This is a genomic window from Simiduia agarivorans SA1 = DSM 21679 (assembly GCF_000305785.2).
Classification (GTDB): domain Bacteria; phylum Pseudomonadota; class Gammaproteobacteria; order Pseudomonadales; family Cellvibrionaceae; genus Simiduia; species Simiduia agarivorans.
On record NC_018868.3, the window covers coordinates 390233 to 414803 of the forward strand.

11 protein-coding genes are annotated in these 24571 nt (G+C 55.6%); 8 read left to right on the plus strand and 3 right to left on the minus strand.

Annotated features, from left to right (window positions below; translation table 11 throughout):
• Positions 1-12: 12 nt before the first annotated feature.
• Positions 13-942, minus strand: a complete 930-nt coding sequence (locus tag M5M_RS01800; RefSeq protein WP_015045753.1) for a GGDEF domain-containing protein — start codon at positions 940-942, stop codon at positions 13-15.
• 265 nt (positions 943-1207) lie between these two features.
• Between M5M_RS01800 and imuA the strand changes: the two genes are divergently transcribed.
• The 5 genes from imuA to M5M_RS19250 are packed head-to-tail and all read left to right on the plus strand — an operon-like array spanning position 1208 to position 7991.
• Positions 1208-1948 carry a translesion DNA synthesis-associated protein ImuA gene (gene imuA, locus M5M_RS01805; protein ID WP_015045754.1) on the plus strand — a complete coding sequence of 247 codons (741 nt, stop codon included), beginning with the start codon at positions 1208-1210 and terminating at the stop codon, positions 1946-1948.
• Positions 1949-1954: 6 nt separating this feature from the next.
• Positions 1955-3439 (plus strand): Y-family DNA polymerase, encoded by a 1485-nt coding sequence (locus tag M5M_RS01810; protein WP_015045755.1) that lies wholly within the window; start codon positions 1955-1957, stop codon positions 3437-3439.
• 3 nt (positions 3440-3442) lie between these two features.
• A complete protein-coding gene (locus M5M_RS01815) occupies positions 3443-6568 on the plus strand; it encodes an error-prone DNA polymerase (protein ID WP_015045756.1) in 3126 nt (1041 codons plus the stop codon).
• A gap of 11 nt (positions 6569-6579) precedes the next feature.
• Positions 6580-7302, plus strand: a complete 723-nt coding sequence (locus M5M_RS01820) for an SDR family NAD(P)-dependent oxidoreductase (RefSeq protein ID WP_015045757.1) — start codon at positions 6580-6582, stop codon at positions 7300-7302.
• 2 nt (positions 7303-7304) lie between these two features.
• A complete protein-coding gene (locus M5M_RS19250) occupies positions 7305-7991 on the plus strand; it encodes a serine aminopeptidase domain-containing protein (protein ID WP_016389162.1) in 687 nt (228 codons plus the stop codon).
• Between the two features lie 368 nt (positions 7992-8359).
• Here M5M_RS19250 and M5M_RS01830 read toward each other — a convergent pair whose 3' ends face one another.
• Together M5M_RS01830 and M5M_RS01835 are read right to left on the minus strand one after the other, a co-directional pair.
• Positions 8360-9148, minus strand: coding sequence for a queuosine precursor transporter (locus tag M5M_RS01830; RefSeq protein ID WP_015045759.1), 789 nt, complete (start codon positions 9146-9148; stop codon positions 8360-8362).
• On the minus strand, positions 9145-9645 hold the full coding sequence (locus M5M_RS01835) for a 6-pyruvoyl trahydropterin synthase family protein (RefSeq protein WP_016389163.1): 501 nt from the start codon (positions 9643-9645) through the stop codon (positions 9145-9147). The genes M5M_RS01830 and M5M_RS01835 overlap by 4 nt, the downstream gene beginning before the upstream one ends.
• A gap of 249 nt (positions 9646-9894) precedes the next feature.
• Here M5M_RS01835 and M5M_RS20050 point away from each other — a divergent pair, with 249 nt between their 5' ends.
• Genes M5M_RS20050 through M5M_RS01850 form a run of 3 tightly spaced genes read left to right on the plus strand, consistent with a single transcriptional unit; the run spans position 9895 to position 24569 of the window.
• On the plus strand, positions 9895-10662 hold the full coding sequence (locus M5M_RS20050; protein WP_016389164.1) for a hypothetical protein: 768 nt from the start codon (positions 9895-9897) through the stop codon (positions 10660-10662).
• Entirely contained in the window at positions 10625-11542 is a 918-nt protein-coding gene (locus M5M_RS01845; RefSeq protein ID WP_081640086.1) for a transglutaminase-like domain-containing protein, read from the plus strand. Before M5M_RS20050 ends, M5M_RS01845 begins: the two co-directional genes overlap by 38 nt.
• A gap of 16 nt (positions 11543-11558) precedes the next feature.
• On the plus strand, positions 11559-24569 hold the full coding sequence (locus tag M5M_RS01850; protein ID WP_016389165.1) for a fibronectin type III domain-containing protein: 13011 nt from the start codon (positions 11559-11561) through the stop codon (positions 24567-24569).
• Positions 24570-24571: the final 2 nt, after the last annotated feature.

The following is a 24571-nucleotide window of genomic DNA, read 5'->3' on the forward strand; positions in this document are numbered from 1 at the left end:
ATTAACAACCTGTTAGGCACTTGCCTGCGCTTCGGTCTCCGGTGCCGTGACCACGCAATTGCGGCCCCGGCGCTTGGCTTCATACAAGGCCCTGTCGGCTTGGCTGAACAGGTCTTTGGCCTGGGTGGCGGGCAGGTATTGCGCCAGCCCAAAGCTCGCAGTAATGGCCAGTTTCTGGTTGCCCTGTTCGATCTCCAGCGTTTCCAACGTTTCCCGCAGTCGTTCCGCGATATTTGCCGCCCCTTCCAGGTTGGTATTGCTGAGCAGTAAGGCAAATTCTTCGCCGCCGTACCGGAACAACATGTCGGTCGTGCGGGCCACCCGCATCAGGGTTTGCGCCACTTCGTGCAGGACTTCATCGCCCATGGCGTGGCCATAGGTGTCGTTGATGTGTTTGAAGTGATCGATGTCGATCATGACCAGACTCAGCGGCTGGCGGTAGCGGTTGGCCATTTGCAGCTCCCGCCGCACGGCGGTATCCATAGCCACGCGATTGCCGGCACCGGTCAACGGGTCCTGCAGGGCCGCCTGCAACGCGTCTTTGTAGCGCAGGCCGTTGTGCAAAGGGTGTATCAGGGTACCCAGTAAGGACTCTATACAGGCCAGTTCGGTTTCGCTGAACCGGCGTGTGCGGTTAAAGCGGATCTCGCCCAGATTGTCCCTCGGTGTGATCAGGCGGTAGTCGCAGTGGTGCAGGTTGTCGTTACCTAAGTGCAGTTGAATGGCGCGCGCCGGGTGGCGGTAATGCAGACCGCCAATGGGCACTTGCCGGTTCAGGTGCTTGAGAAATATTTCCAGCAGCTCGCGTAAGTCCAGCGTGGTTTGCAATTCGTGTATCAGTTTATGGCGCAGGGCCGGGTCTTCCTGCACAGCAAGTCGGGTGGCTTTGCGCGTGGGATTGCTGCGCACCTGCAGTGGTGTCACCTGATTGGATTCCTGCATCTGTTGCCTCTCTCATGGCGGGTGCTCGGTATGCACCGTAATTTGTTGAGGTTTAGCGATATTCGTGCCACTTTTTGCCATCCCTATAAAACGTTTTAAAAACAATGGGTTACGTGTTAACAAAATATTTTTGATGGTTTTTTAGTCAATTTTATGGCGCCGCTCCCCGGCAAAGCGGCCGTTACAAGCGGCGGTTTTTTGCCGCTTGCAATACTGTATATAAATACAGTAATCTGGTTGGCCCGGATAGATTTTGGTGTCCTTCATGCCGTCTGCCAACGTGATTGATCAACTGCTCAGCACCCGTCGCGATTTGTGGCGTGCCCGTACCCAGGGCGCGGGACGACAGGTGCTGCCCACCGGATTCAGCCTGCTGGATGAAGCCCTGCACGATGGCGGCTGGCCACTGGGCGCCAGTACCGAGCTCTTGGCTGAGGGCCTGAACTGGCCGTTGTTATTGCCGGCCTTGCGGCAACGTTTGCCCGGTTGGGTGATGTTGATTAACCCCCCTTGGTTGCCGGGGGCGCATTGGTTGGCCGGACAGGGGCTGGTGCCCGAACAATTACTGGTGCTGCGCGACGTAAGTCCGCGCGATGCCCTGTGGGCGGCGGATCAGAGTTTGCGCGCGGGCTGCTGTGCGTTGGTCTGCCAATGGCTGCCGGCACGGGGTATTACCGACCGGGATTTGCGCCAGCTGCAACTGGCTGCCGCCAAGGGGGGGGCCTGGCATCTGTTGGTGCGCTCGCCCGCGGCGGCGACGCAAGCGGCGCCCGCAGCCCTGCGTTTGCAGCTGGCCGTGGATGCCCGGGGATTGCAGCTTCAGGTGTTGAAACAGCGGGGGGGCTGGGCCGGTCAATCCCTGCTGCTGCCGCTCTGGCCTGAGCTGGCGGGTTTGCAACGGCAGCCGGTACAAACGTGGCCGGTACACCTGACCGAACTGCCTCAATTGCGTCGTGCACGGCCCTTGTCGCGCAGTGCCAGTGTGGCAGCCCTGGCGCGGGCATGAGTGGCGATGACCCGTTGGCAATCCACCGGCCAGTGTTGGCTGTGCCTTCGTTTCCCGGCGCTGGTGCTGGATTACTGGCTGAGCGGCAGTCCCGATGCCTGCCTGGCTTTGCACCATCAGGACCAACTGGTGTCCGTATCGCCCGCGGCGGAAACCGTGGGCGTGCAGGTGGGGATGGGCTTTACCAGTGCGCTGGCCCTGTGTCCGGATTTGCAGCTGCGCAGCTACGAGCCGGCACTGCAGAGTCAGTTACACACTCAGCTCGCGCACTGGGCCTACAGCTTCACGCCGCATATCCACACCGAGCCGGAACTGTTGTTGCTGGAATTATCGGCCAGCCTGCGCCTGTTTCATGGCTTGGATCAGTTAATGGCGCAGATCACCGCAGCGCTGGATGCGCGTAATCTCCGTTGGCGGGCGGGGCTGGCACCGACAGCGGCGGCCGCGCGTCTGTTGGCGCAAACAGACCTCCCGTTGATGCAACAGCTGGCCCGCTGGCAACAACCGGGTGAGCTGATAGAGCCGTTGCCGTTGGCCTTGTTGGATAGCCCCGAACGCTGCCGGCAGCGATTGGCGCGGGCCGGTTTCCAGCGCATTGCCCAGGTACTGGATCAGCCCCGCGCGGCGTTAGGCAAGCGCTTCGGTGAAGGCCTGGTATTGGCACTGAATCAACTCACCGGTGCCCAGCCCATGCCCGTGCCCACCTTGCCCATGCCGCAGGCGTTTGAGGCCAGCCGGGTATTCATGTACGGCCTGTCCGATGTGGCGCACCTGCAGCCAGTGATGCAACAGCTGCTGGATGAATTCCGCCAGTACCTGCTGCGCCATCAGCAGGTTTGCCAACAGTTGTGCTGGCGTTTTGTGGCGGAAGACAAGTCGGTACAAACCTTGTCGGTAGCCGTGCAGCAGGCCCATGCTGACACGGGCGAGTTTGCCGGCCTGAGTCAGTTGCGCATGGAGCAGCTGACACTGACTGCCGCAGTGGAAATTGTCAGTTTGCAGGCGCCCCTGTTACAGGCGGCACACAATCGCACGGGCAGCTTGTTCCGCGAATTGCAGGACAACAACGAAGATCTGGCGCGCCTGGCGGATCGGTTGTACCAGCGCTTTGATGAGCACCAGTTGTACTGCCTTGGCCGGTTGGCTGAACCGGTGCCCGAATACAGTCAACAACATCAACGGGTGCAGGCGTTGACTCAGGCCCGTGTTGCGCGCTTGCGGCCCACGCCGGCGCAAGGGCCGCTGGACCCTTTGCATTGCCCTTGGTTGTTTCCGGCGCCCGAGCCTGTTGCATTGCGGGGTGATGCGCTTTACTGGCGGGGGCAGCCATTGGAACCTGTCACGGAACATCGGCGTATTGATAGTCGCTGGTGGACCCGGGAGCGGGTGCGGCGGGATTACTGCATCGCCCGGCAGGCATCCCGGTTTTATCAGTGTTTTTTTTGCCACCGCCAGCAGCGCTGGTTTGTGTCTGGCTGTTATGTGTGCTGAGCCATGTTTGCCGAATTGCATTGCCTGAGTAATTTCAGTTTTTTGCGCGGTGCCTCGCGCCCGGAAGAGTTGGTATTGCGTGCCCATCAGCTCGGTTACCAGGCGCTCGCCATTACCGACGAATGTTCGTTTGCGGGCATCGTGAAGGCTTACGTGGCAGCGCGCGCGCTCAATTTTCATTTGATTGTGGGCAGTGAGTTTATTGTGCACGATCAAACCGATCAGTTGCCGCCGGTCAAGTTAGTCTTGTTGGCCACCAGCCGGGCTGCCTACAGTGAAATTTCCGCGCTCATCACCCGCGCCCGCCGGCGGGCAGAAAAGGGCCACTATCAACTGTTTTTGCAGGATCTCCAGTTTGGTACACAACAATGCCTGGCGATCTGGCTGCCGAATACTGAACACACCGAAAGCGGGTGGCAGGCGCAGGGGCAATTATTACAACGGTTTTTCCGGGGCCGGGTCTGGCTCGGCGTTGAGCTATTGCAGGATTTTTCTGCGCAGGCGCATTACGCACAGCTTTTGGCCACGGCACAAGCGCTGAACATCAGCATGGTGGCTTGTAACGATGTACACATGCACGCGGCCACGCGCAAGCCGTTGCAGGATGTGCTGACGGCCACGCGACACAATTGCTCGGTGATGGAATTGGGTGAACGGCGTCAGTGCAATGGCGAACGCTATTTGCGGCCGCTGGAAATTTTATCCCGGTGTTACCCCGAAGCACTGTTGCAGGAATCGGTACATATTGCCGGTCTGTGCCAGTTTTCCATGGATGAACTCTGCTATGAATACCCGCCGGAAGTGGTGCCCGATGGATTGTCGTCGGCGGACTACTTGCGCGATCTCACTTTCAGCGGTGCGCACAGGCGTTGGCCTGCGGGCATAACCCCGGCCATGCAGGCTCAGCTGGAAAAAGAATTGGGGCTGATTGCCGAGCTCAACTACGAATATTATTTCTTAACCGTGTACGACCTGGTGCGTTACGCCCGCAGCCAGCATATTTTGTGTCAGGGTCGCGGCTCGGCGGCCAATTCCGCCGTGTGTTTTTGTCTGGGCATTACCGAAGTGGATCCGGCCCAAAGCGACCTGTTGTTTGAACGGTTTATTTCCAAAGAGCGCAATGAGCCGCCCGATATCGATGTGGATTTTGAGCACGAGCGGCGCGAGGAAGTGATCCAGTATATTTACCGTAAATACACCCGCGAGCGGGCTGCGCTGGCGGCCACGGTGATCACCTACCGGCCCAAAAGCGCCATGCGCGATGTGGGCAAAGCACTCGGGCTCGACAGCCTGCTGCTTGAAAAAATGAGCAGTCAGTTGAGCTGGTGGGACAAGTCCGGCCAGATGATGGAGCGGTTGAAAGCGGCGGGGGTGGCCATTGAGGGCCAGGTGGTGCAGCAGTTTGTGGATCTGGTGCAGGAAATTCTCGGTTTCCCGCGCCACTTGTCCCAGCACGTGGGCGGGTTTCTCATTACCAAAAGCCCCGTGAGTACGCTGGTGCCGGTGGAAAATGCCAGCATGCCCGAGCGCACGGTGATCCAGTGGGACAAGGAAGACATTGAAGCGCTGGGGTTGTTGAAAGTGGATGTGCTGGCGCTCGGCATGCTGTCGGCCATCCGCAAAACTCTGGATCTGATCAACACGTATCAGACGCCACCAATGACCGTGGCCCGGATACCGCCTGAAGACCCGAAAACCTATGCCATGTTGTGCCGGGGCGACAGTGTGGGTGTATTTCAGGTGGAGTCGCGCGCGCAAATGGCCATGCTGCCACGGCTGAAACCGCAGACGTTTTACGATCTGGTCATTGAAGTGGCCATTGTCCGGCCCGGGCCGATTCAGGGCGATATGGTGCATCCCTATTTACGCCGGCGTAATGGCGAAGAACCGGTGACTTATCCCAGTGAGGAAATCAAAGCCGTATTGTCGCGCACCCTGGGTGTGCCGATTTTTCAGGAGCAGGTGATTAAGCTCGCCATGGTGGCGGCGGGGGTTTCCGGCGGTGAAGCGGATCAGCTCCGGCGTGCCATGGCCAGCTGGGGCCGCAATGGCAACCTCTACGGTTTTCGCGACAAGCTCATGCGCGGCATGGCCGAGCGCGGCCACAGCCAGGATTTTGCCGAGCGCCTGTTCCGGCAGATGCAGGGCTTCGGCGAGTACGGCTTTCCCGAATCCCACGCCGCCAGTTTTGCACTGTTGGTGTATCAGTCGGCCTGGCTCAAGTGTCATTACCCGGCGGCTTTTTACTGTGGCCTGTTGAACAGCCTGCCCATGGGATTTTATTCACCGTCACAGCTGGTTCAGGATGCCCGTCGTCATCAGGTGGATGTGCGCGCGCTCGATATCAATGCCAGTCACTGGGATCACAGCCTGGAGCTGGATGACGCAGTGGCGGCGGTGGAATTTTCACCGGCAGTGCGTTTGGGGTTCCGGTTGGTCAAAGGCATGCGTGAAGACACGGTGGCTCGCTGTGTGGCCGCCCGTGCCGAGGGCCGCTTTACCAGCCTGGCCGATCTGCAGGCGCGCGCCCGGGTGAGTCAGGGCGAGTTGGAGTTACTGGGCGCTTGCGGTGCGCTGCGGGTGTTCAATGAAGACCGTTTCCGGGTGCAGTGGGATATTCTCGATCTGGACGCCGCGCCACTGTTCAGCGCAGACAGGGAGCCGGGCGATGAAACACCCGCGCCGTCGCAGTCAGCGTTACCTGCGGCTACCGACCGGGACAGTCTCATACTCGATTACCAGACCCATACACTCACCACTGGCCGGCACCCCATGGCGTTTTTGCGTGCCGAGTCCTTGTACCGGCAGTGCAAAACCGCACAGGATCTGCTTGGCATCAATCACGGCCGTTTTGTCCGGGTGGCGGGTCTGGTCACCGGGCGTCAGCGACCGGGTACGGCCTCCGGAGTGTTGTTCATGACGCTGGAAGATGAAACCGGCAATACCAATGTGGTGATCTGGCAGGCACTTCAGGAACGTTACCGGGCTGCTATCATGCACGGGCGCTTGCTGTATATTAAGGGCGTTGTGGAGCGCGAGGGCAGGGTGGTACATCTGATTGCCGGCCACGTAGAAGATCACAGCGATAAACTGCCCGAGCTGTTGCAACGCTCGCGCGATTTTCATTGAGGGGGTAAAAAATGAGCACAAAAATTCTGGTGATTACCGGGGGCAGCAAGGGCATCGGCCGGGCTGCGGTAGAGCAATTCCAGCGCAAGGGCTATCAGGTGCTCAATATTTCCCGTAGCCCGTGTGATCTGGCGGAGGTCAAGAACCTCGCCCTCGATATGAGCGATGCAGGCTGGGATACCCGCGCGAGTGCGTTGATACACGATGCGTTGAGCCCCTGGATGCCGGAAGGTCGCGCACGCATAGCATTGGTCCACAACGCCGCGCGACTGGACAAAGACAGTGTGGAAAACGTCACGGCCCAGGCGTTTGCCGACGTGATGCAGATCAACGTGATTGCGCCCAGCCAACTGAACCAGATTCTTCTGCCGGTAATGGCCAAAGGTTCAGCGATTGTCTACATAGGTTCTACCCTGAGTGAAAAAGCCGTGGCGGGCAGCTGCACCTACGTCACCTCAAAACATGCGCTGGTAGGCCTGATGCGCGCCACCTGCCAGGATCTGGCCGGCCGCGGTATCCACACCAATTGTATATGTCCGGGCTTCACCAATACCGAAATGCTGCGGGCACACGTGGGCAACGACCAGTCCATTCTGGATGCCATCGCGTCAGGTGTGACTTATGGGCGTTTGATTGAGCCGAAGGAAATGGGCAAGTTCATCTATTCTGCCGCCACACAGCCGGTGCTGAATGGTGCAGTGTTGCACGCGAATCTGGGGCAAGTTGAGCGCTGAGTTTGAAATATGTCCTGTTGCCCGGCATGGATGGTACGGGTTCGTTATTTGAACGGGCGCTCAATAAAATGCGGCACTTGGACGTGCAGGTTTTGCCATTGCCTGAGCGCGTTTTCTCAACCTACTCAGCATTAGCGCAGGCTATTAGGCCTGAACTGCCCGATACGCCCTATATTCTGATTGCTGAATCTTTTTCTGGCCGGGTGGCTGCTGAAATAGCAGGGTCAGGATCTGAAAATCTGAAGGGAATTATCTTCGTTAATTCATTCTTGGATCCGCCTTCTAAGGCTTTGCTGAATCTAACAACACTATTGCCATTGAATAGCGCATGGCTGTGGACAATTGCCAAGCCGTTGATTAGTTATCTGTGTTTGCACGGCAAGGGCGGAGAGATCTATCAACGACTGAAATCAGTGGTTGCTGGTGTGCCTGTTTCAGTACTGAACTCACGCTTGCGTATGATGGCTGACATGTCTCCACCCAGTGTTAACCTGGCTCTGGAAGTAAAGGTGTTAATCGGTAAACAGGACAGGCTAATTTCGCTCGCCAAATCTGAACGGATTTCAGCATCTTATGATGTGAGTGAAATTCAGGTGTTGGATGGGCCGCATATGCTTTTGCAAACCTCGGATGAGGCGTGCGAGGTGTTGGTTGAGATGTTAGGCCATGGGTTTGGTGCCATGGAGTGAGAAATTACTCAGGAAACAGGTAGGGTGGATTAGCGCCAGCGTAATCCACCAAAAGTAACGCATTTCATCCCTGTTGCTTGCGAGGCAGACGTCTTGAAGGCCCTTTCAACTTAGCGCGAAATCCCCCGAGTAACTGATTCTGAGGTTAATAGAGGAGGATAGCCAGGTAGCGAGAGGAGCATAAATTAAGACAGCCCAAAGAATCTGATAAGGTACATCATCTGCCCAACTACGTGTGGTGGTTCGCTGGGGTAACTTGCAAGCCACAGGGATGTGGCGGGAGCGAATCGGTACAGGACGTATCGTTGAGCGGCAAGTTACCCCAGCGAACCGCCACCCAGCGTGCGGTCTGATCATTCGATTACCTCCTACAAAGGAATCTCATCCTCAACCCGCAAATACCGCCGTAAATAATGCACCGCGGCATAAAACGGCAAGGTATCGGCTAAGGCTACAACCATCTTGAACAGATAGTTACTGCCCATCAGCACCATGAGTTGCGCCAGGGTGATACCACCGGCCAGGTAGGTGGCGCCGAAGGTGACGCCGATGACCATGAAGGAATCCACGCCCTGGCTTACCAGCGTGGATAAATTATTTCTTAACCACAAATGTTTCCCGTGGGTCAGGCGCTTCCAGAAATGGAACAGTTGCACATCGCAATATTGTGCCGCCAGATAAGCCAGCATGGAGGCAAATACGGCCCCTGAAGTACAGGCAAAGATCAGCTGGAATAATTCCACCTGACCGGAGACCACCTCACCGCTGGGCAGAATAATATCTTCCGAAATCTGCAACACCTGCCAGGGTGGCAGGGCTTCGGGCGCGACGGCAGGCATTTGGCTGCCGAGCCAGAGTACCCCGATGACAAAAAAATTCATCACCAATCCCAGCGTAACCATAAAGTTGGCGCGCCGCTTGCCGTAAATCTCGCTCACAATATCGGTACACAGAAATGTCAGCGGGTAGGGCAATACGCCTATGGCCAAAGCCATGGGGCCCATTTGCACAAACCGGGTGATACCGATGACATTCAAAAGCGTCATGGCACACAGGAAAAAACCGGCCAGCAGCATAAAGACTTTTTCGCGCCGCCAATTCAATTCGCTGTCACTCAAGCCGGCGTCCGCTGACGGGTTTTGTGCAATCACACTCATATGTCAGACGCTTCACGCCAGATGCAGGAGCCCCACTGACCCGGGCCGGAAGAAACTTTCATCTCAACCTGGGCGATATCGTAGCGCGACACAAAATCGTCGTCGTGCAGGAACCTGTCCAGTAAATAGGTGGCAAAGGCTTCCACCGTGGTATTGGGGATTGGCAGCAACTTGCAGTCGGACTTGGCAAACCAGAGCGTCTCGCCGTTGAAGTGTGCAACGATGGCATCGCCTTCGTGTTTGAGTGCCAGATATTGGGATTGGGCCGGCAGCAGAGTGTATTCATCCAGCTCGTCACACAGTGCGCGCATTTTGTCTTTCAGAATCTTGTAGCTGAAAGCGAGGCCATTGCGATTGGCGGGTGAGCTGATGCTCATGGATACCCTGAAATTGTGGCCGTGCAATCGTTCCCGCTCGGTGGCAGAAAAAATCGTGAAGTGAGCGGCGGAGAACTTCATGTCCTCCTTGTTAACTTCGATGGTAATCAGGCTGCTCATTTTATGATCAATTTGTCCGGCTGATGTTGAGGGATTATATACACAATCGTATTAACCGTGGTTTCGATGCGTGTTGGGTAGACAATAACCCCATAAAAATCAAGGTCTATAAAGGTTCTATCGTACCAATTGTCGGGTTGAAGAGAGGATGTAAGGCGATGAAAGCCGCATTCTGACCACAAAAGCTTGTTACGGTCATAAATTGCATTTAGATTTCGCGATGGTTGTAAATATGGCTAGGTCTTTAGTATGAAGCGGCGCGCGCGATTAGGGCTATTTGCCGTAGTTCTGGCATTTGCGCCGACTGCACTGAGTGACTCGGTGATGACCAGTGAGTCTGGTTTCGCCTCTACCAACGCCTGCCCGCTAGTGTCCCAATACCTGGCGGCATCAGGTGCTACCGAAAGCCATGCTCACCGGAGTTGTCGTCCGGTATCTGCAGTCCAGCCACCGCGCGACGCTGCTTGGAAAGTAAAGTTATCGGGGGTTGGGAGCAGCAGTTTCGATCAAAGCTTGCCCAAAGATACCCAGGTGCTGCAGTTAACGCCCAACGAGTTATTGGTAACCCGGTTTTTGAAGGGTAAACCTATAGATATTGCTTGGAATCATAGCCTGCATAGCGCCCTGCATTATTGCCAGAAACTTGAATGGGCGGGATTTACAGACGTGATTGTTTATCTGGAGTCGCCAACCGTCAGGCCCGGTTTGTTGGCTCCAGAGGTTGTATTGGCTGAGTGGTTCGCGGGTGCGGCAATCCTCTATACGTCCGACGAGTCAGGTATTGCATCGCTTGGAGATTATGAAGGGGTTCCTGAAAAGGCATCACTCGATCCTGCATTTCGATTGCTTATGCAGGGTACATCAGCTGAGATACCACTGAACGGTAAAAAGGGAATCGGTCGACAATTTCAATGGAAAGGCGGAATGACAGCCTTGCAGCAAGAGTTGTTGAAAACACAATGGACGAATTTCAGGCGAAATGCGACTACTGAACGCTATCTTTGCTCATCTTACTAAGCACATGTTTCTAGTGGTGCTGCTGATTATTTCAGTTGGTGGCGTTACCTATTGGCTATTGCAGAAGCCCACAGGCACGAATTTTCTGGGCAAGAAACAAATATTGCTTTCCTATCAGTTTGAGCTCGCCAATAACAGCGACCAGCTGGTCAGTTCGGCATATTTTGATGTGTTTGCGCCATTAAAACAAAGTGCTACTCATCAAGTGTTGGACATTAAGACCGATGGTGAATTTGAAGTTGTTTCAGATCACTACGGGCAACAACTAATCCGGTTCAAAAATCTGACGCTTCCTCCTAATGGTGCCCGAATACTCACAGTCAGGGTGCTGCTTGCCGTTAATGCTGTGGGTCAAGGCCAGTGGCCAAAGGCTATTGTTCAGGCAGCCCGCGAGAAAAGCAGAAACAGTTGGGCGGGTCCGGAAGTATCGCGATTGATATCAATTTTGCAACATCAGCAGCAAGACTCACTGCGGGACATCAGCGAATGGCTATATACACACGTCGAAAGTGTTGATTATATGGCCCAGGACCGCGGCGCCGAATATGCGCTGAAGTATAAGCGTGGTGATTGTACTGAATTTATGTCTGCTTTTAGCGCGCTTGCACAAGCTGCCGAGTATCCAGTGTTCGGTGTTGGTGGGTTTGTTGTGTCTGAGTCATCAGGTGTTCTGCTTAAAGCTGATGCCTATCATAACTGGAATCAGGCTTTCGAAAATCAGTCTTGGGAATTATTCGATTCGCAGCGTAATCTGCGTTCGGCGCACAACACAAGCTATGTGGCATTCAGGCTGTTCGGGTTGCCAGAAACAAATTTGAAAACATCTTCCTCTCAGCGCTTTGTTGTTCATGACGAGCGCCTGACAGCAAAAATGATTTAGTTTGGGATAACTATCAATGAATTTGCGTGCTTTCTTCGTGGTGTTAATGGCTCTGGCAATCGCGTCGCAGGCCTTTGCCGATGAAATAACCATTACTGAAGACACCTATATTGGCGTTGACAACCAAACTTATGATGGTCACATATTGATCCTCAGTGGTGCCAAGGTGACGCTGGATGGCTATCACCAGTTTGAAGAGTTGCGCCTTATCAATGGTGCGCAAATCACCCATACTGAAGCGGCATCAGAAACTTCCCCATTCGTCAATATAGAAGCCAATCTGATAAATCTTGCCTACGGAACACGTATCTATGTAACAGGAAAAGGGCGTAACCCAACCCCGGAAGTGTCTGCCAGTGGCTCGGGGAGTCACGGTGGTGCGGCGGGGAGTCTCAATGGCAGTGTATCCAATGCTGTATTTGGTCACTATAAGGAGCCTTCCAGTTTTGGTATAGGCGGTCGGAGCGGTGGTGTTGCGGATGACAGTATTTATAACCACAGGGGTGGCGGCAAAATTAAGCTGGTGGCAAATACCCTTGTTTTGGATGGGGAGTTGCACGCCGATGGGCTTGGGTACTACTACGCGCATGATGGTGCTGGTGCGGGTGGTTCTATCTGGCTGGATGTGGGTGTACTTAAAACCACGCGAACGGCTGGAGATTATAGAATTCATGCCAATGGCGGCAATGGCCACATTAACGGTGCTGCTGGCGCAGGTGGGGGTAGGGTTGCTATCTATTATGAAACGCTGGATGGATTCAGTATTGCCGGTATGGTGTTAGCCAATCCAGGAATTGCTGTTGGTGGAAGCGTAAATCCTGAAGCTAATGGTTTGTCAGGTACGATTTATCATAAGAACAAACAAACGCAATCAGATGAGTTGCGTTACGTGTTGAATAGTCAAACGCCCGATTCCATCAGAGCGCAATCCTTGTCCGGCGATTACGGCAACACAAATCTGGCCGTGGTGGGCCAGCGCGTGCATTTGGATAATGTTGTATTCGGTGGCTTATCTGTTACCGGTGGTTCACGTATCACCAGTAGCGGCAGTGTGCAATTCTCAGGCGCGATCAATGTGAAAGGTGCCACCTTGATCAATGTGAAAGGTGCCACCTTGAATGGCATGCGCCATTGGATAACGTCACTCGGCGATGACTTGGTGATTGACGGCTTTACTTATGAGATGCAGGGCGATGAGAGCTGGAATTCGGTCACTGTTCAGAATGCCGGTGTACTGACTCACGCCATTGGTGCAACCACCAATGCTGGTGCTGAAGGTGTGGTACTCACCGCCAGCCTGATCGATATCAAAGCCGGTGCGAAAATCGACGTATCGGGCCGTGGCCATTTGCCCAATGCGGATGTGACCTTCAGCGGTTCGGGCAGTTACGGTGGCGCAGCAGGAACGTTTAATGACAATGCTACCAATGCCACCTTTGGCGATTTCCGAGCACCTCAGCACTTCGGCATTGGTGGGCGCCGGCTCGATCAACCAGATGACTCAATTCACAGTAAGCGCGGTGGCGGTGCCATCAAGCTGATTGCTGACGATCTGGTTGTTGATGGTGGTATTTACGCAGATGGGCTCGGTTACTATTACGGTCAAGATGGCGCAGGCGCTGGCGGCTCCATTTGGATTGATGCAGGGGTGCTTCGCACCAATCGATCAAACCTGGATAACAGAATTCATGCCAATGGCGGCAATGGGCATGTCAGTGGTTCTGCGGGCGCGGGCGGTGGCCGTGTCGCGCTTTATTATAATGTGCTGGATGGATTTAACGTCGCCGGCATGGTACTTGCGAATGCCGGCATTTCATCCAGTGGTCCATCGGGTTCTGACAGTCACGGGCAGCCCGGTACCGTTTACCATAAAAACAAACAAACGCAAGCGGAAGAGCTGCGTTATGTGTTGAGTGGGCTCACTTCAGATTACATCAAACCACTCACTGTGTCCGGAGACTACGGCAATATGAATCTGGCCGTGGTCGGCCAGCGTGTGCATTTGAATAATGTTGTGTTCGGTGGTTTATCTGTAACCGGAGGTTCACGAATCACCAGTAGCGGCAGTGTTGAATTTACGGGTTCGCTTGATATCAAAGGCTCGACGCTTTATGGCATGCGCCATTGGATAACGTCACTCGGCGATGACTTGGTGATTGACGGCTTTACTTATGAGATGCAGGGCGATGAGAGCTGGAATTCGGTCACTGTTCAGAATGCCGGTGTACTGACTCACGCCATTGGTGCAACCACCAATGCTGGTGCTGAAGGTGTGGTACTCACCGCCAGCCTGATCGATATCAAAGCCGGTGCGAAAATCGACGTATCGGGCCGTGGCCATTTGCCCAATGCGGATGTGACCTTCAGCGGTTCGGGCAGTTACGGTGGCGCAGCAGGAACGTTTAATGACAATGCTACCAATGCCACCTTTGGCGATTTCCGAGCACCTCAGCACTTCGGCATTGGTGGGCGCCGGCTCGATCAACCAGATGACTCAATTCACAGTAAGCGCGGTGGCGGTGCCATCAAGCTGATTGCTGACAATCTGATTGTAGATGGTGGTATCTATGCAGACGGCAAAAGCCACCAGGCGGGCTACGATGGCGCCGGTTCAGGCGGCTCTATTTGGATTGATGCAGGTGCAGTGCGCACCTCTCGGTCAAACCTCGATTATAGAATTCATGCCAATGGCGGCAATGGGCATCTCAGTGGTTCTGCGGGCGCGGGCGGTGGCCGTATCGCGCTTTATTATAATGTGCTGGATGGATTTAACGTCGCCGGTATGGTTCTGGCAGATGCCGGACTTTCCTCAAGCGGTGCAGCGAGCGCTGAAACTCACGGCCTGCCAGGGACTATTTATCACAAAAACAAGCAAACGCAGAAAGAAGAGCTGCGCTACGCCCTGAAAAGCGCTGCGGCTGATTACATCGGTACGCTCACCTTAAGTGGTGATTTCAATACACTGGATTTAGCCTTTTCTGGTTTAAATGTTCATTTGGAAAATTTGGCGTTCGGCAACTTAACGGCTTCAGGTAGTGGCAGAATCAGCAGCGGTGAAAATGTCACCATGGCGGGGACGCTCAACGCAAATAATGTAATCCTCACCAGTATTGGGGCATGGAATAAACCACAACTAGGGGCAGAGCTCACCGTCGATGGTTTTACCTACGAACTGAACCAAAACGAAAGTTGGTCAAAGCTTGTAATTAAAAACCAGGGGGTGGTTACCCATACGGCCGGATTGGTTAAGTCAGATGGTACTGAAGGCGTTACGCTGAGTGCGGATACATTAACCATCGAAAAAGGATCTAGCATCAATGTGTCTGGTAAGGGGCGACTGTATGCTCCTGAAACCAACAATCGCGAAGCCGGAAGCCATGGTGGTAGAGCCGGCGCAAGCGAAGGCCAACAACCCATAGCAGCATACGGCAGTATGAAACAACCCGCGAATTACGGTACGGGAGGGCAGGGAAGTTCGGATGCAAATCATACCCGCGGTGGCGGAGCAATTAAGATAATCGCTAAAGACCTCACGTTGGATGGTGTAATCCTTGCGGATGGAATGGCAGGTACCAACACTAACCGATCAGCTGCTGCGGGTGGTTCCATTTGGTTGCAGGTAGATAATCTGATTGCGACGCAAACCCACAACGGTTTCCGTCTTAGGGCCGATGGCGGGGCGGTAAATGCGAACCCTGGTGCAGGGGGTGGGCGCATCGCAGTTTATTACAAGCAGTTGCATGGATTTAATCTCGCTGGCTGGGCTAACGCTCAAGGTAGCGGCAGTACTGTTTATCTGCCACCGCCCGGTGAACCAGGTACGGTGTATTTCCATAATGCCATTACCGGCAAAGAATCTATGATATTTGCCGTTTCCAGTGGCGATGCAGGCTATTGGCCAGAGGTCAGATTTTCAGGCGATTACGGAAATTTGGATTTACATGTCCGGGGATTGAAACTCATCCTGGGGGATAGTTCGCTTGATAATGTCTTTCTGGAAAGTGGCGCAATTCTGCAAACCGCAGGGGAGGTCAATCTTACGGGCAGAATATTTGCCAGTAACTCAACCGTTGCTTCTCTGAATCAGTGGAACTTACCTGCGGGTCGACACCTTGTTGTAGACGGCTATACCTACGAAATGCAGGGTGATGAAGTCTGGGACTCTGTAACCATTAAGGCGGGTGGTACTCTCACCCATGCCATAGGCACCAAGACCTCCGGCGGAAAAGATGGTGTTGAACTGCAGGCGAACCTTTTTAACCTTGAGCGATATGGGCGTATAGATGTAACGGGCAAAGGCCGTCTGCCACTGGAAACCATGATTAACAAAGAGTCAGGCAGTCACGGTGGTCGGGCCTGGCAAGTGGATGGTCAGCTGGTTCCTGATGCCTACGGGGACTACCAGCGGCCCCAGGAGTTTGGGATCGGCGGCCATCACCTCACCGCAGGCAGCGAAGTCCGCGGTGGTGGTTCGATAAAAATCGTAGCCGATGAATTCCTTCTGGATGGTCAGATTGCCGCTGATGGTAAGGTTGGCAACAGCGGCGGGGGCGCGGGTGCGGGAGGCTCCATTTGGCTCGATGTGAAAACCCTGCGTTCGACCCATAATAGTAATGGCCGTCGACTGAGCGCGGTAGGCGGGCATGTCTCCTCAAATCTGGGAGCCGCGGGTGGCGGACGTATCGCAGTATATTATGACCATGCTGAAGGTGTGAGCTTGGCGAGCTGGAGCTCTACAGAAAGTGGTAGCTACTACACGACGTTGATGGGCGAGCCCGGTACTCTATTCATTAAAAATAATTTAACCGGTGACACACAGCTTCATTTCAGCCGACAATCCAAGAACCCCTCGATACAGCCGGTGTTTAATATTTCTGGCGACTACAGCAACGTAGACCTTTGGTTGGGCGGCATCAACGCACGTTTAACTGACGTGAAGCTGACAAACCTGATGCTTTATGGTGCCAGTACCGTTGACAGCGGGCTTAGCGTAGAGCTGAGCGGTGAAGTTAATAGCCAGAGCACTACGGCGGTCCTGCAAACCATGGCGCACTGGGATTTTCTTGCGGGTCGCCATCTGAACGTTAATGGTTTTATTTATGTACTGAGCGGTGCTGAGCATTGGGATACCGTTAAAGTCAGCAACTCTGGCCGAATCACCCATAATCCCGGCGCGGCCGTGCATGAAACGGCAGACGGTGCAGAACTACACGCAAAAAGTATCCATGTGGAATACCCCAGCTGGATTGATGTCAGCGCTAAAGGGTTGCTGCCCAATGACGAGGTGACTGGCAATGCATCCGGTAGCCATGGTGGTTTAGGCGGTGCTCCAGCGGGCGATGCCACCAACAGTGTTTATGGCAATGAGCTGGAGCCGCAGCAGGCAGGTGTAGGCGGTCGTTATCAGAACATGGACGATTCGCATACCAATAATGCACGTGGCGGTGGTGCTTTGAGGTTGGTGGCCGACGATGTACTTATTAACGGATTTGTTTATGCCAGGGGTGAAGGTGGCAAGTACGGTGGTGGTGCCGGTGCCGGCGGGTCTGTCTGGATTGAAGCCGGTCAGCTTCGTACCAACGGCGGGGTAGGCAATTCATCGCTTATTGATGCCAGCGGTGGCGCAGCGTCATCTCGTCCTGGCGGCGGCGGTGGCCGTATCGCAATTCATTACGACAGTCTCCAGGGCTTCACCGAGAATCATGCCAAAGTTGTTGCCAATGGCAATAACGGCAGTGGCGTCGGCAGCGTGCAGTGGGTAAAACGGGAATCGGCTCCTTTCGTCTTGGGGCAGTCCATTGGTCCTGTTGTTTCTGCCTGGCCGGGTTCATTTACCATCAATTTCAATGTGCCACTGAATGTCGATTCTGTGGATATAAACGACGTGCAATTACTGGGGGCAGATGGCGAGCCCTTGCAGGTCATCGATGGCGTGTCCTTGATAACCGAAAGCAGTTTGCAAGTCTATACCCAGGCCAATTTCAGCCACGGCGTTTACACCTTGTTGGTCGGACCCTATCTGAACGGCCAGAACGGTCGGGGTATGGATCAGAACCGGAACGATATTGAACAAGAGCCTGAGGCCGATGTTTATCAGTTCAGTTTTGAAATTGACAGTGCCGCGCCGCTTTCACCGGTGATTGATCAGTTACTTGCCCCAGCGGTAAACCCCAGCAAGTACAAATCCTTCTCATTAAGTGGTCCAAGGTCTGAGCCACTCGCGGTCTATGTGAACAACGCGGAAGTGGCACCGCTGGGCACTGGCGCCTGGACTTACGCTTTCTCAGTATCAGAGGGCATGAATAACCGCACCCTCTATGTTAAAGACAGTGCAGGTAATGTGAGCGACACGGTCACCGTGCTGATCAATGTGGATTCTGTAGCGCCCGTCATCGGCAGTGCGCAACCCGGTGGCTACATCAATCAGTCACCCGAATCCATTGTGCTTAACTTTACCGAAGACGGCAGTGGTGTGGACTGGAACGCAAGTGTGCTCACTGTTTCTATGAATGGTTCAGTGCTTGTCGGCGACTGGGTCAACGAAAGTAACAGTGCCAGCTTTACGCCGGCTGCCAGCCTGCTGGATGGCGACTATGTCATTGATGTAGTACTGCAAGACAAGTACGGCAACAACAGTGGTGCTAAACAATTCACATTCAGCCTGGATCGTATCGCACCTGCTTCGCCTACCCTGGCAGTACATCCTGCCGTCACCGCGATCAACCAATATGAATTCAGTGGTACCAAGCCGATTAACACTGGCATCTGGCTGGGTGACCAACAGTTGGTGCCCGCATCTACAGCCTCTAATTGGTCTTACACACTGCCGTTAACAGAAGGCCAGAACCATTTTGAGTTCAGTGCCGTGGATCTCGCGGGTAACCGCAGTGTATCCGTGCCGGCGGATATTCGCTTCGATAACACAGCGCCCGGTATGGTGCCTGTGAGCATCAATGCGCAAGGCAATGGCACCGAAGCCTGGTTGAATTGGACCAGCTACAACGAAATAGCCAATGGCAACGACATTGCCGAATACCGCGTTTATCTGAGCAGCAGTGCGTTTGCCAATGTGATGCTGATGCAACCGGCCTACACGGTGGCCGGTGGAACGCAACAACTGCATCTGCAAGGTTTGGTGCGCAATGCACAACGCTTTGTGGCCGTAGTGGCGGTTGATGAGCAAGGGCTCAAGCTCGACAATGTGCTCGCACAGGCATTTACACCGGTAGATGTGCAGGCACCGGAAGATGTTTCGGCCTTCAGCGTAACGCCCGGTGCAACCAGTCTGCACCTGCAATGGCTGCCGTCTGTAAACGCTGCCGGAGACCTGGAAGCCTATGTTATTGAAATTCAGGATGCGGTTACCGGTCTGCGGGAAATTTCCCTGCCGCACGATCCGCAAGCGGAACCCTCTGCACCGATTGCATTCACGGTTGACAATCTGGCGCCCGCCTCGGGCAATGCGCTGCGCGTTTACACCCGCGATCTGGCGGGGAACAAGAGCAGTGGCCGCAATAATCCCGGTGTCACCTGGCTGGCCAATCCCATCCCTAATGAAATAGAAGAATTGAGCGCACAGCTGCGCCTGCATTGGCCGTCGGCCGTGCCGAATAATCTGGTCAAACACTACCTGGTTTATGTGAGCACGTCAGATTTCAATTCGGTGCAGGGCTTGCAACCTGCATTGCAAGTCAACAAATCATCTAATGGCAGTGTGCTGGTGCAGGCTATTTCAGGTCTCACCAACGATACGCCTTACTATGTGGCCATTGTTGCGGTTGGCATGTCAGACGGTTATTCGCCACAGGTGCAAACCGTGATGGCAACGCCCACGGAAGACAACACGCCACCGGCGGTGGAACTGGTGCAGTTCAAAACCAGTCTGGATCAAACCAGTTTGTTAACGCCAGCCACGCTCGACCGGGCCGGCAAATTGCAAGTAGCTGCGACCGATGTATCCGGCGTTTCACGGATTGAACTGCAGCTCGATGGGGTGCTCCTCTCCAGCCTCTATACCAAAGATGCGGAGGGTTTCTATAGTCTGGCGATGAATTGGGACGGCGTGGTCGAGGGTGAGCACACCCTGAGCATCACCGCCGTCGACAACTGGGACAACAAAGTCACGCACCAATATCCCTTTACGCTCACCATGGCAGCGCCTGCTGCACCTCAGTGGTTGGCGCCGGCTGCGCCCGCATTAACCAGTGCCGCCAGTGTCAGTTTGGTGGCCAAAGCGGCGCTTAATACTCAGGTGCAATTACTGAATAACGGCGTGGCGCAAGGGGCGGCTAAAGCGGTTGATGCCAGTGGCACGGTGAAATTCAATGCCAGTCTCGCTGAAGGCGATAACGTCTTTACATTGGTGGCCAATTTCACTGGCCGAACGGCGCAGAGTGTGCCCAGTGCCCAGGTCAGCGTGCGTCGCGACAGCAGTTTGCCGGCGGCGCCCGGTCAGCTCAGCGCCCAGAGTGGCAGCGCAGGCCAGGTGTTCCTCAACTGGAATAAGGTCACCAGCAACAGTGCCCAAAACCAGATAGTGGGTTATAACGTCTATCGTTCAACCGCCGAATTCAATCAGGTTGGTGTGGAGGGCGTGGTTAAAATAAACACCCAACCGCTCGCGACCAACCAGTATAAAGACATGCCGGTTGAGGATGCGCAATATCTTTACAAAGTCACCACGGTTAATCAGGCCGGTGCAGAAAGTCCGTTGTCCGCTGGCGCCACGGCAATTGCCGATAGTACAGCGCCAAAAGCATCGGCCATTCGTTACCAGAGCCTGGGTCAGGTGGATCAGGTCAGTGGCCGGCATGCGCCAGCCAAAATCAATGTGGAAGTGGATTTCTCCGAGCCGCTGCGCAACAAGCCTTACCTGGCCATAGCTCCGGTGGGTGGTGTGCCCATGGTGGTAGAATTGGCGTTGGCCAGCAACAGCGAAACCCGCTACCTCGGCAGTTTTAATCTGTTGGATGGCACGCCGTCAGGCACGGCATACGCGGTACTCTCTGCACACGACAAAGTGGGCAACCGCGGCACAGAAGTCGAGCAGGGCGCAACGCTGCTCGTGGATGCGCAAGGACCGGATCTGGTATCGCTGGTGTTATCCCCTGCGCAGCCACTGCAGGTCGATCCGGTAGAAGGCCTGGCCGTACAACTCCAACTCCAATTGAACGATGCCACGGCGGGTCAGGCCGCGCCGCTGCTCATACCGCAAATCAATGGCGTGCCACTCCCCGGCTATAGTCAGGGCATCAGCCTGACACTGGCCGAAGGGTCGCCGGTAGATGCGCCTGTCTATTTGGGCAGCCTGCAACTCCCAGTGAGCGCGGGCCAGGATGACCAAGGTGCCGCCGCAGTAGAAACCCTGAGTTTCAGTTACAACGCCGAAGATACGTTGGGCAATGTGGGCAAAATCAAGCCCGGTATCAATCAATTCCAGGTGTACCAGGGCGATCTGCCGCCGCTGGCGATACCCCATGGGTTGAGCGCGCGCGCGCAATCCGGTGGCAAAGTGGCGTTGGCCTGGCAAGCGGTAAATGCTGCGGCCGGTTATCAGGTCTACCGGAAAACCGCGTTGGAAGCCACGGGCGTCTGGTTGGAAAGCACCACTGGGCCGGAGTATCTGGATACACCACCGGCCGATGCCACCTACTACTATGCGGTGTCGAGCCTGCGCCAGGATAATGGCCAGAGTGCCGAGAGTGCACAATCTGACTGGGTACAGGTCAGCGCCGATTCGGTGGCGCCGGCTCAGCCAGCCAATTTAGACGCCCAGCTCAACGGTCAGGGGATTGTATTGCGTTGGGATACCCCGCTCACCGATGCGCTCGGTCAGCCGGAAAATCAGGCCCAGCTGCAGTACGCGCTCTACCGCCTGAACCTGGCAGAAGGAGAGCAGGCCACAGCGGAAAATCTGGCCGGACTCCAGGCCTTGCAGGCCGACATTGTTGGCAACCTGGCACTGGATACCAGCCCCAGCGAAACCGAACATGCTTATGTACTGGTGGCGTTGGATCAGGCTGGCAACACGTCGGCGCCATCCAATACGGTGTATCTGAATGTGGATTTGTTGCCGGTACAGCAATTGTCTGTACAGCTGGCCGAGGCCGGTCATCCGTTGCTGCAATGGTTCCACAACGGCAGCAGTGTGGAAGGCTTCCGCCTGTTCACCGGCCCGGATGACGCCTTAGTGCCACTCACCACTGAGCTGGTGGCTGCCACCGGTGGCGCGGTGGCATTCACCGATGAAAGCCTAAGCGGCAATGCCACCGAACGCCGTTATTCGGTGGTGGCCGAAGACGCCAATGGCGCGCAGAGCATTGCCAGCGGTATCACCCTGCCGGCACTGTCGGTGGAACTGGTTGAACAAAACGAGCCGCAATCTTTGCTGCGCGGGGTGATGAACCGCTTGGTCTTCCGCGTGTTCAACAAAGGCCAGGCCGACGCCACAGCGCTCACGCTTTGGGTGGATGCCCCCATTGAAGGTGAAGTGTATCGCCACAGCTCCGCAGCCTTTGCGGTGGCGGCGGGCAGCTTTACCGATGTGCCCGTGATAGTGGGTGGCTACGATGCGCTTACAGGTTATGCGCCACTGAATTTGCAACTGGTGCAAACGCCAGCCGCCGGCCAGCAGGTCAGCCTGTCACAGTCCACCGACATTCCCGTGGGCAATGCCAGCCTGCTGGCGCAATTGGAAGTGGGCAATTTCACCCGTGGTGGTGTGGGGCAGGCTCGCTTCCGGCTGGAAAACACCAGCGCGGTCGAGGCCGAATTGTTAATGGCCACCGCCAGTGGCAAGCAGGCGTCAACCGAACTGCGGTTTGTGCTGCGGGATCTGGCGGGCAATTTACTGGCCAAAGCCCCGGTGCACCAGTTCACCGGCGATGTGCTGACGGTTAACGATGGCAATACGGTTGCGCGCATTCAACCGGGCGAACAATTTGTTTCCGAGTGGTTCGAGCTGGCGGTGCCTGAGGCCGCACCCGATGTGGTAACACTCGCGCTGGAAATCGATCGCTACCGCTATCATTCAGGCCGCAACGATCAGGTCATCATCGAGGGTACAGGCACCAGCACTGAGGTATCGCTGACTGAAACGCCCTACGTGGCAACGGTCAACAGCGTGTCGCCGTCGGTGGTGTTTGGTCGCTCGGCAGAAGTGGTGATCACGGGGCAGGCAAGCGCGCGCGACTCCGGTGAGCTTATGTCGCAGGTGCCGGTGGTGCTGGCGCTTTACGTCAACGGGTTTGAGCGCTTGATCAATGTCTCCACCGACGTGGACGGCAACTTCACCTACACCTACCTGCCCAATGGCATTGCCGGTCACTATCAGGCAGTCGCACGCCATCCGGACAGTCTGCTGCAACAGAGCCAGGCCCAGTTTACCGTGCAGGGCGTCAAGGTCAGCCCCACTGAGGTTAACGTTAAGTTGCCACGCAATTACACCCACAAGGTGGACGTAAAAGTGGAAGCGGCCGCTGCAACGCCGTTAACCAATCTGCGCCTGCAAGCGGTAGACGCCAACGGCGAGGTCACCACGGTATTGCCCGAGGGCATCAGTGTCTCCACCCCACAAGCGCTGGCTGTTGCCGCTGGAAAAACCGGCTATGTGTCGCTGTCGTTTACCGGCAATAACCTGGCGGCGGACACCGGAACCCTGCGGTACCAGTTGCTGGCCGATACCGGTGTACAAGCGGCACAAGCCATTGCGGCGGTTACGGTAAATTACCAGCTGGTGGAATCAAAGCCGGCGCTGGTACTGGCCAAAGGTTTTGTGCAAACCGGCGTGGGTTTGGGCAAGCAGGTGCAGGAGTCGGTCACCTTGACCAACAAAGGCCTGGATCAATGGATCAATCCACACATCAGCCTCACTGGCCCCAATGGCGAGGCCGCACCGGCCTGGGCCTATCTTGCGTCGCCGGCCCAACCTGGCACGGTGGCCATTGGTGCGGCGCTGAATATCCAACTGGGCTTTGCGCCACCGGCCGGCACGGCACAGGGCAGCCATGAGCTGCGCCTTAAAGTCACCGGCGATAATGCCGCCGATGCCGAATTCCCGGTGTTTGTGCAGCTGGTTTCCAGTGAAGTGGGCAGCGTCTTCTTCCATGTGGCCGACATTTACACCGCCACTCTGGATGAAAACAATCAGCCGATTCCGGGCCTGGCAGGCGCCAAAATTGAACTGCAAAACGAACTGGTACCCGATCTGACCTACGCGCTCAGTTCCAATGCCCAGGGTGAAGCGCTGTTCACAGACTTGCCTGCCGGTCGCTACAGCTTCCGTGCCACCGCGTTTGAACACGACAGCCAAACCGGCCGCCTGTGGATCAAGCCCGGCCTCACCGAGGCCCAGGATGTGTTCCTGCTCAACCGCCTGGTGAGTGTGGAGTGGGAAGTACAAGAAGTCACGCTGCTCGACCGGTACGAAATCAAACTGGAAGCCACTTTCCAAACCAATGTGCCGGTGGCCGTGGTGATGTTTGATCCGCTCAACGTCAACCTGCCCACCATGACCAAAGGTCAGGTGTTCCAGGGCGAGCTCAGCCTTACCAACTACGGCCTGATCCGCGCCGACAACGTGAGCGCCAATCTGCCCACGGAGAACGAGTTTGTCCGGTTCGAATTCCTGGCCGGGGTTCCCGATACCCTGCAAGCCGGTGAAGTGTTCTTCTTGCCGTATCGCATTATTGCCAAGAAGGACTTCACCCCTGGGCTGGATGCCGATGCCACCGGTGGCGGCAGTTGCGGCTTCTCCGCCTGGGCCAGCGTTAACTATCAGAGCGAGTGTGCCAATGGCAGTACCGCCGGTGGCAGCGCGCAATCGGGTTGGTATTACTCCGGCACTATTGCCTGCGGGGGCGGTGGTGGCACTGGTGGTTCGGTGAGCCAACAGATTTCCTGGCCGCAGGGCAGTGGCGGTGGCGCCAGTTGGGCACCGGCGGCTGCAGCAACCATTGGTGAGGCCGGCTTCTGTGAAGCGCCGCCACCTTATTGTCCCGAGTGTAATGCCGCGCGAGGGAAACAGTAATG

Bases quoted from the DNA above. Each gene is read 5' to 3' on its own strand.
- M5M_RS01800 (WP_015045753.1), bottom strand. From the start codon at position 942: ATGCAGGAATCCAATCAGGTGACACCACTGCAGGTGCGCAGCAATCCC.
- imuA (WP_015045754.1), top strand. From the start codon at position 1,208: ATGCCGTCTGCCAACGTGATTGATCAACTGCTCAGCACCCGTCGCGAT.
- M5M_RS01810 (WP_015045755.1), top strand. From the start codon at position 1,955: ATGACCCGTTGGCAATCCACCGGCCAGTGTTGGCTGTGCCTTCGTTTC.
- M5M_RS01815 (WP_015045756.1), top strand. From the start codon at position 3,443: ATGTTTGCCGAATTGCATTGCCTGAGTAATTTCAGTTTTTTGCGCGGT.
- M5M_RS01820 (WP_015045757.1), top strand. From the start codon at position 6,580: ATGAGCACAAAAATTCTGGTGATTACCGGGGGCAGCAAGGGCATCGGC.
- M5M_RS01830 (WP_015045759.1), bottom strand. From the start codon at position 9,148: ATGAGTGTGATTGCACAAAACCCGTCAGCGGACGCCGGCTTGAGTGAC.
- M5M_RS01835 (WP_016389163.1), bottom strand. From the start codon at position 9,645: ATGAGCAGCCTGATTACCATCGAAGTTAACAAGGAGGACATGAAGTTC.
- M5M_RS20050 (WP_016389164.1), top strand. From the start codon at position 9,895: ATGAAGCGGCGCGCGCGATTAGGGCTATTTGCCGTAGTTCTGGCATTT.
- M5M_RS01845 (WP_081640086.1), top strand. From the start codon at position 10,625: ATGCGACTACTGAACGCTATCTTTGCTCATCTTACTAAGCACATGTTT.
- M5M_RS01850 (WP_016389165.1), top strand. From the start codon at position 11,559: ATGAATTTGCGTGCTTTCTTCGTGGTGTTAATGGCTCTGGCAATCGCG.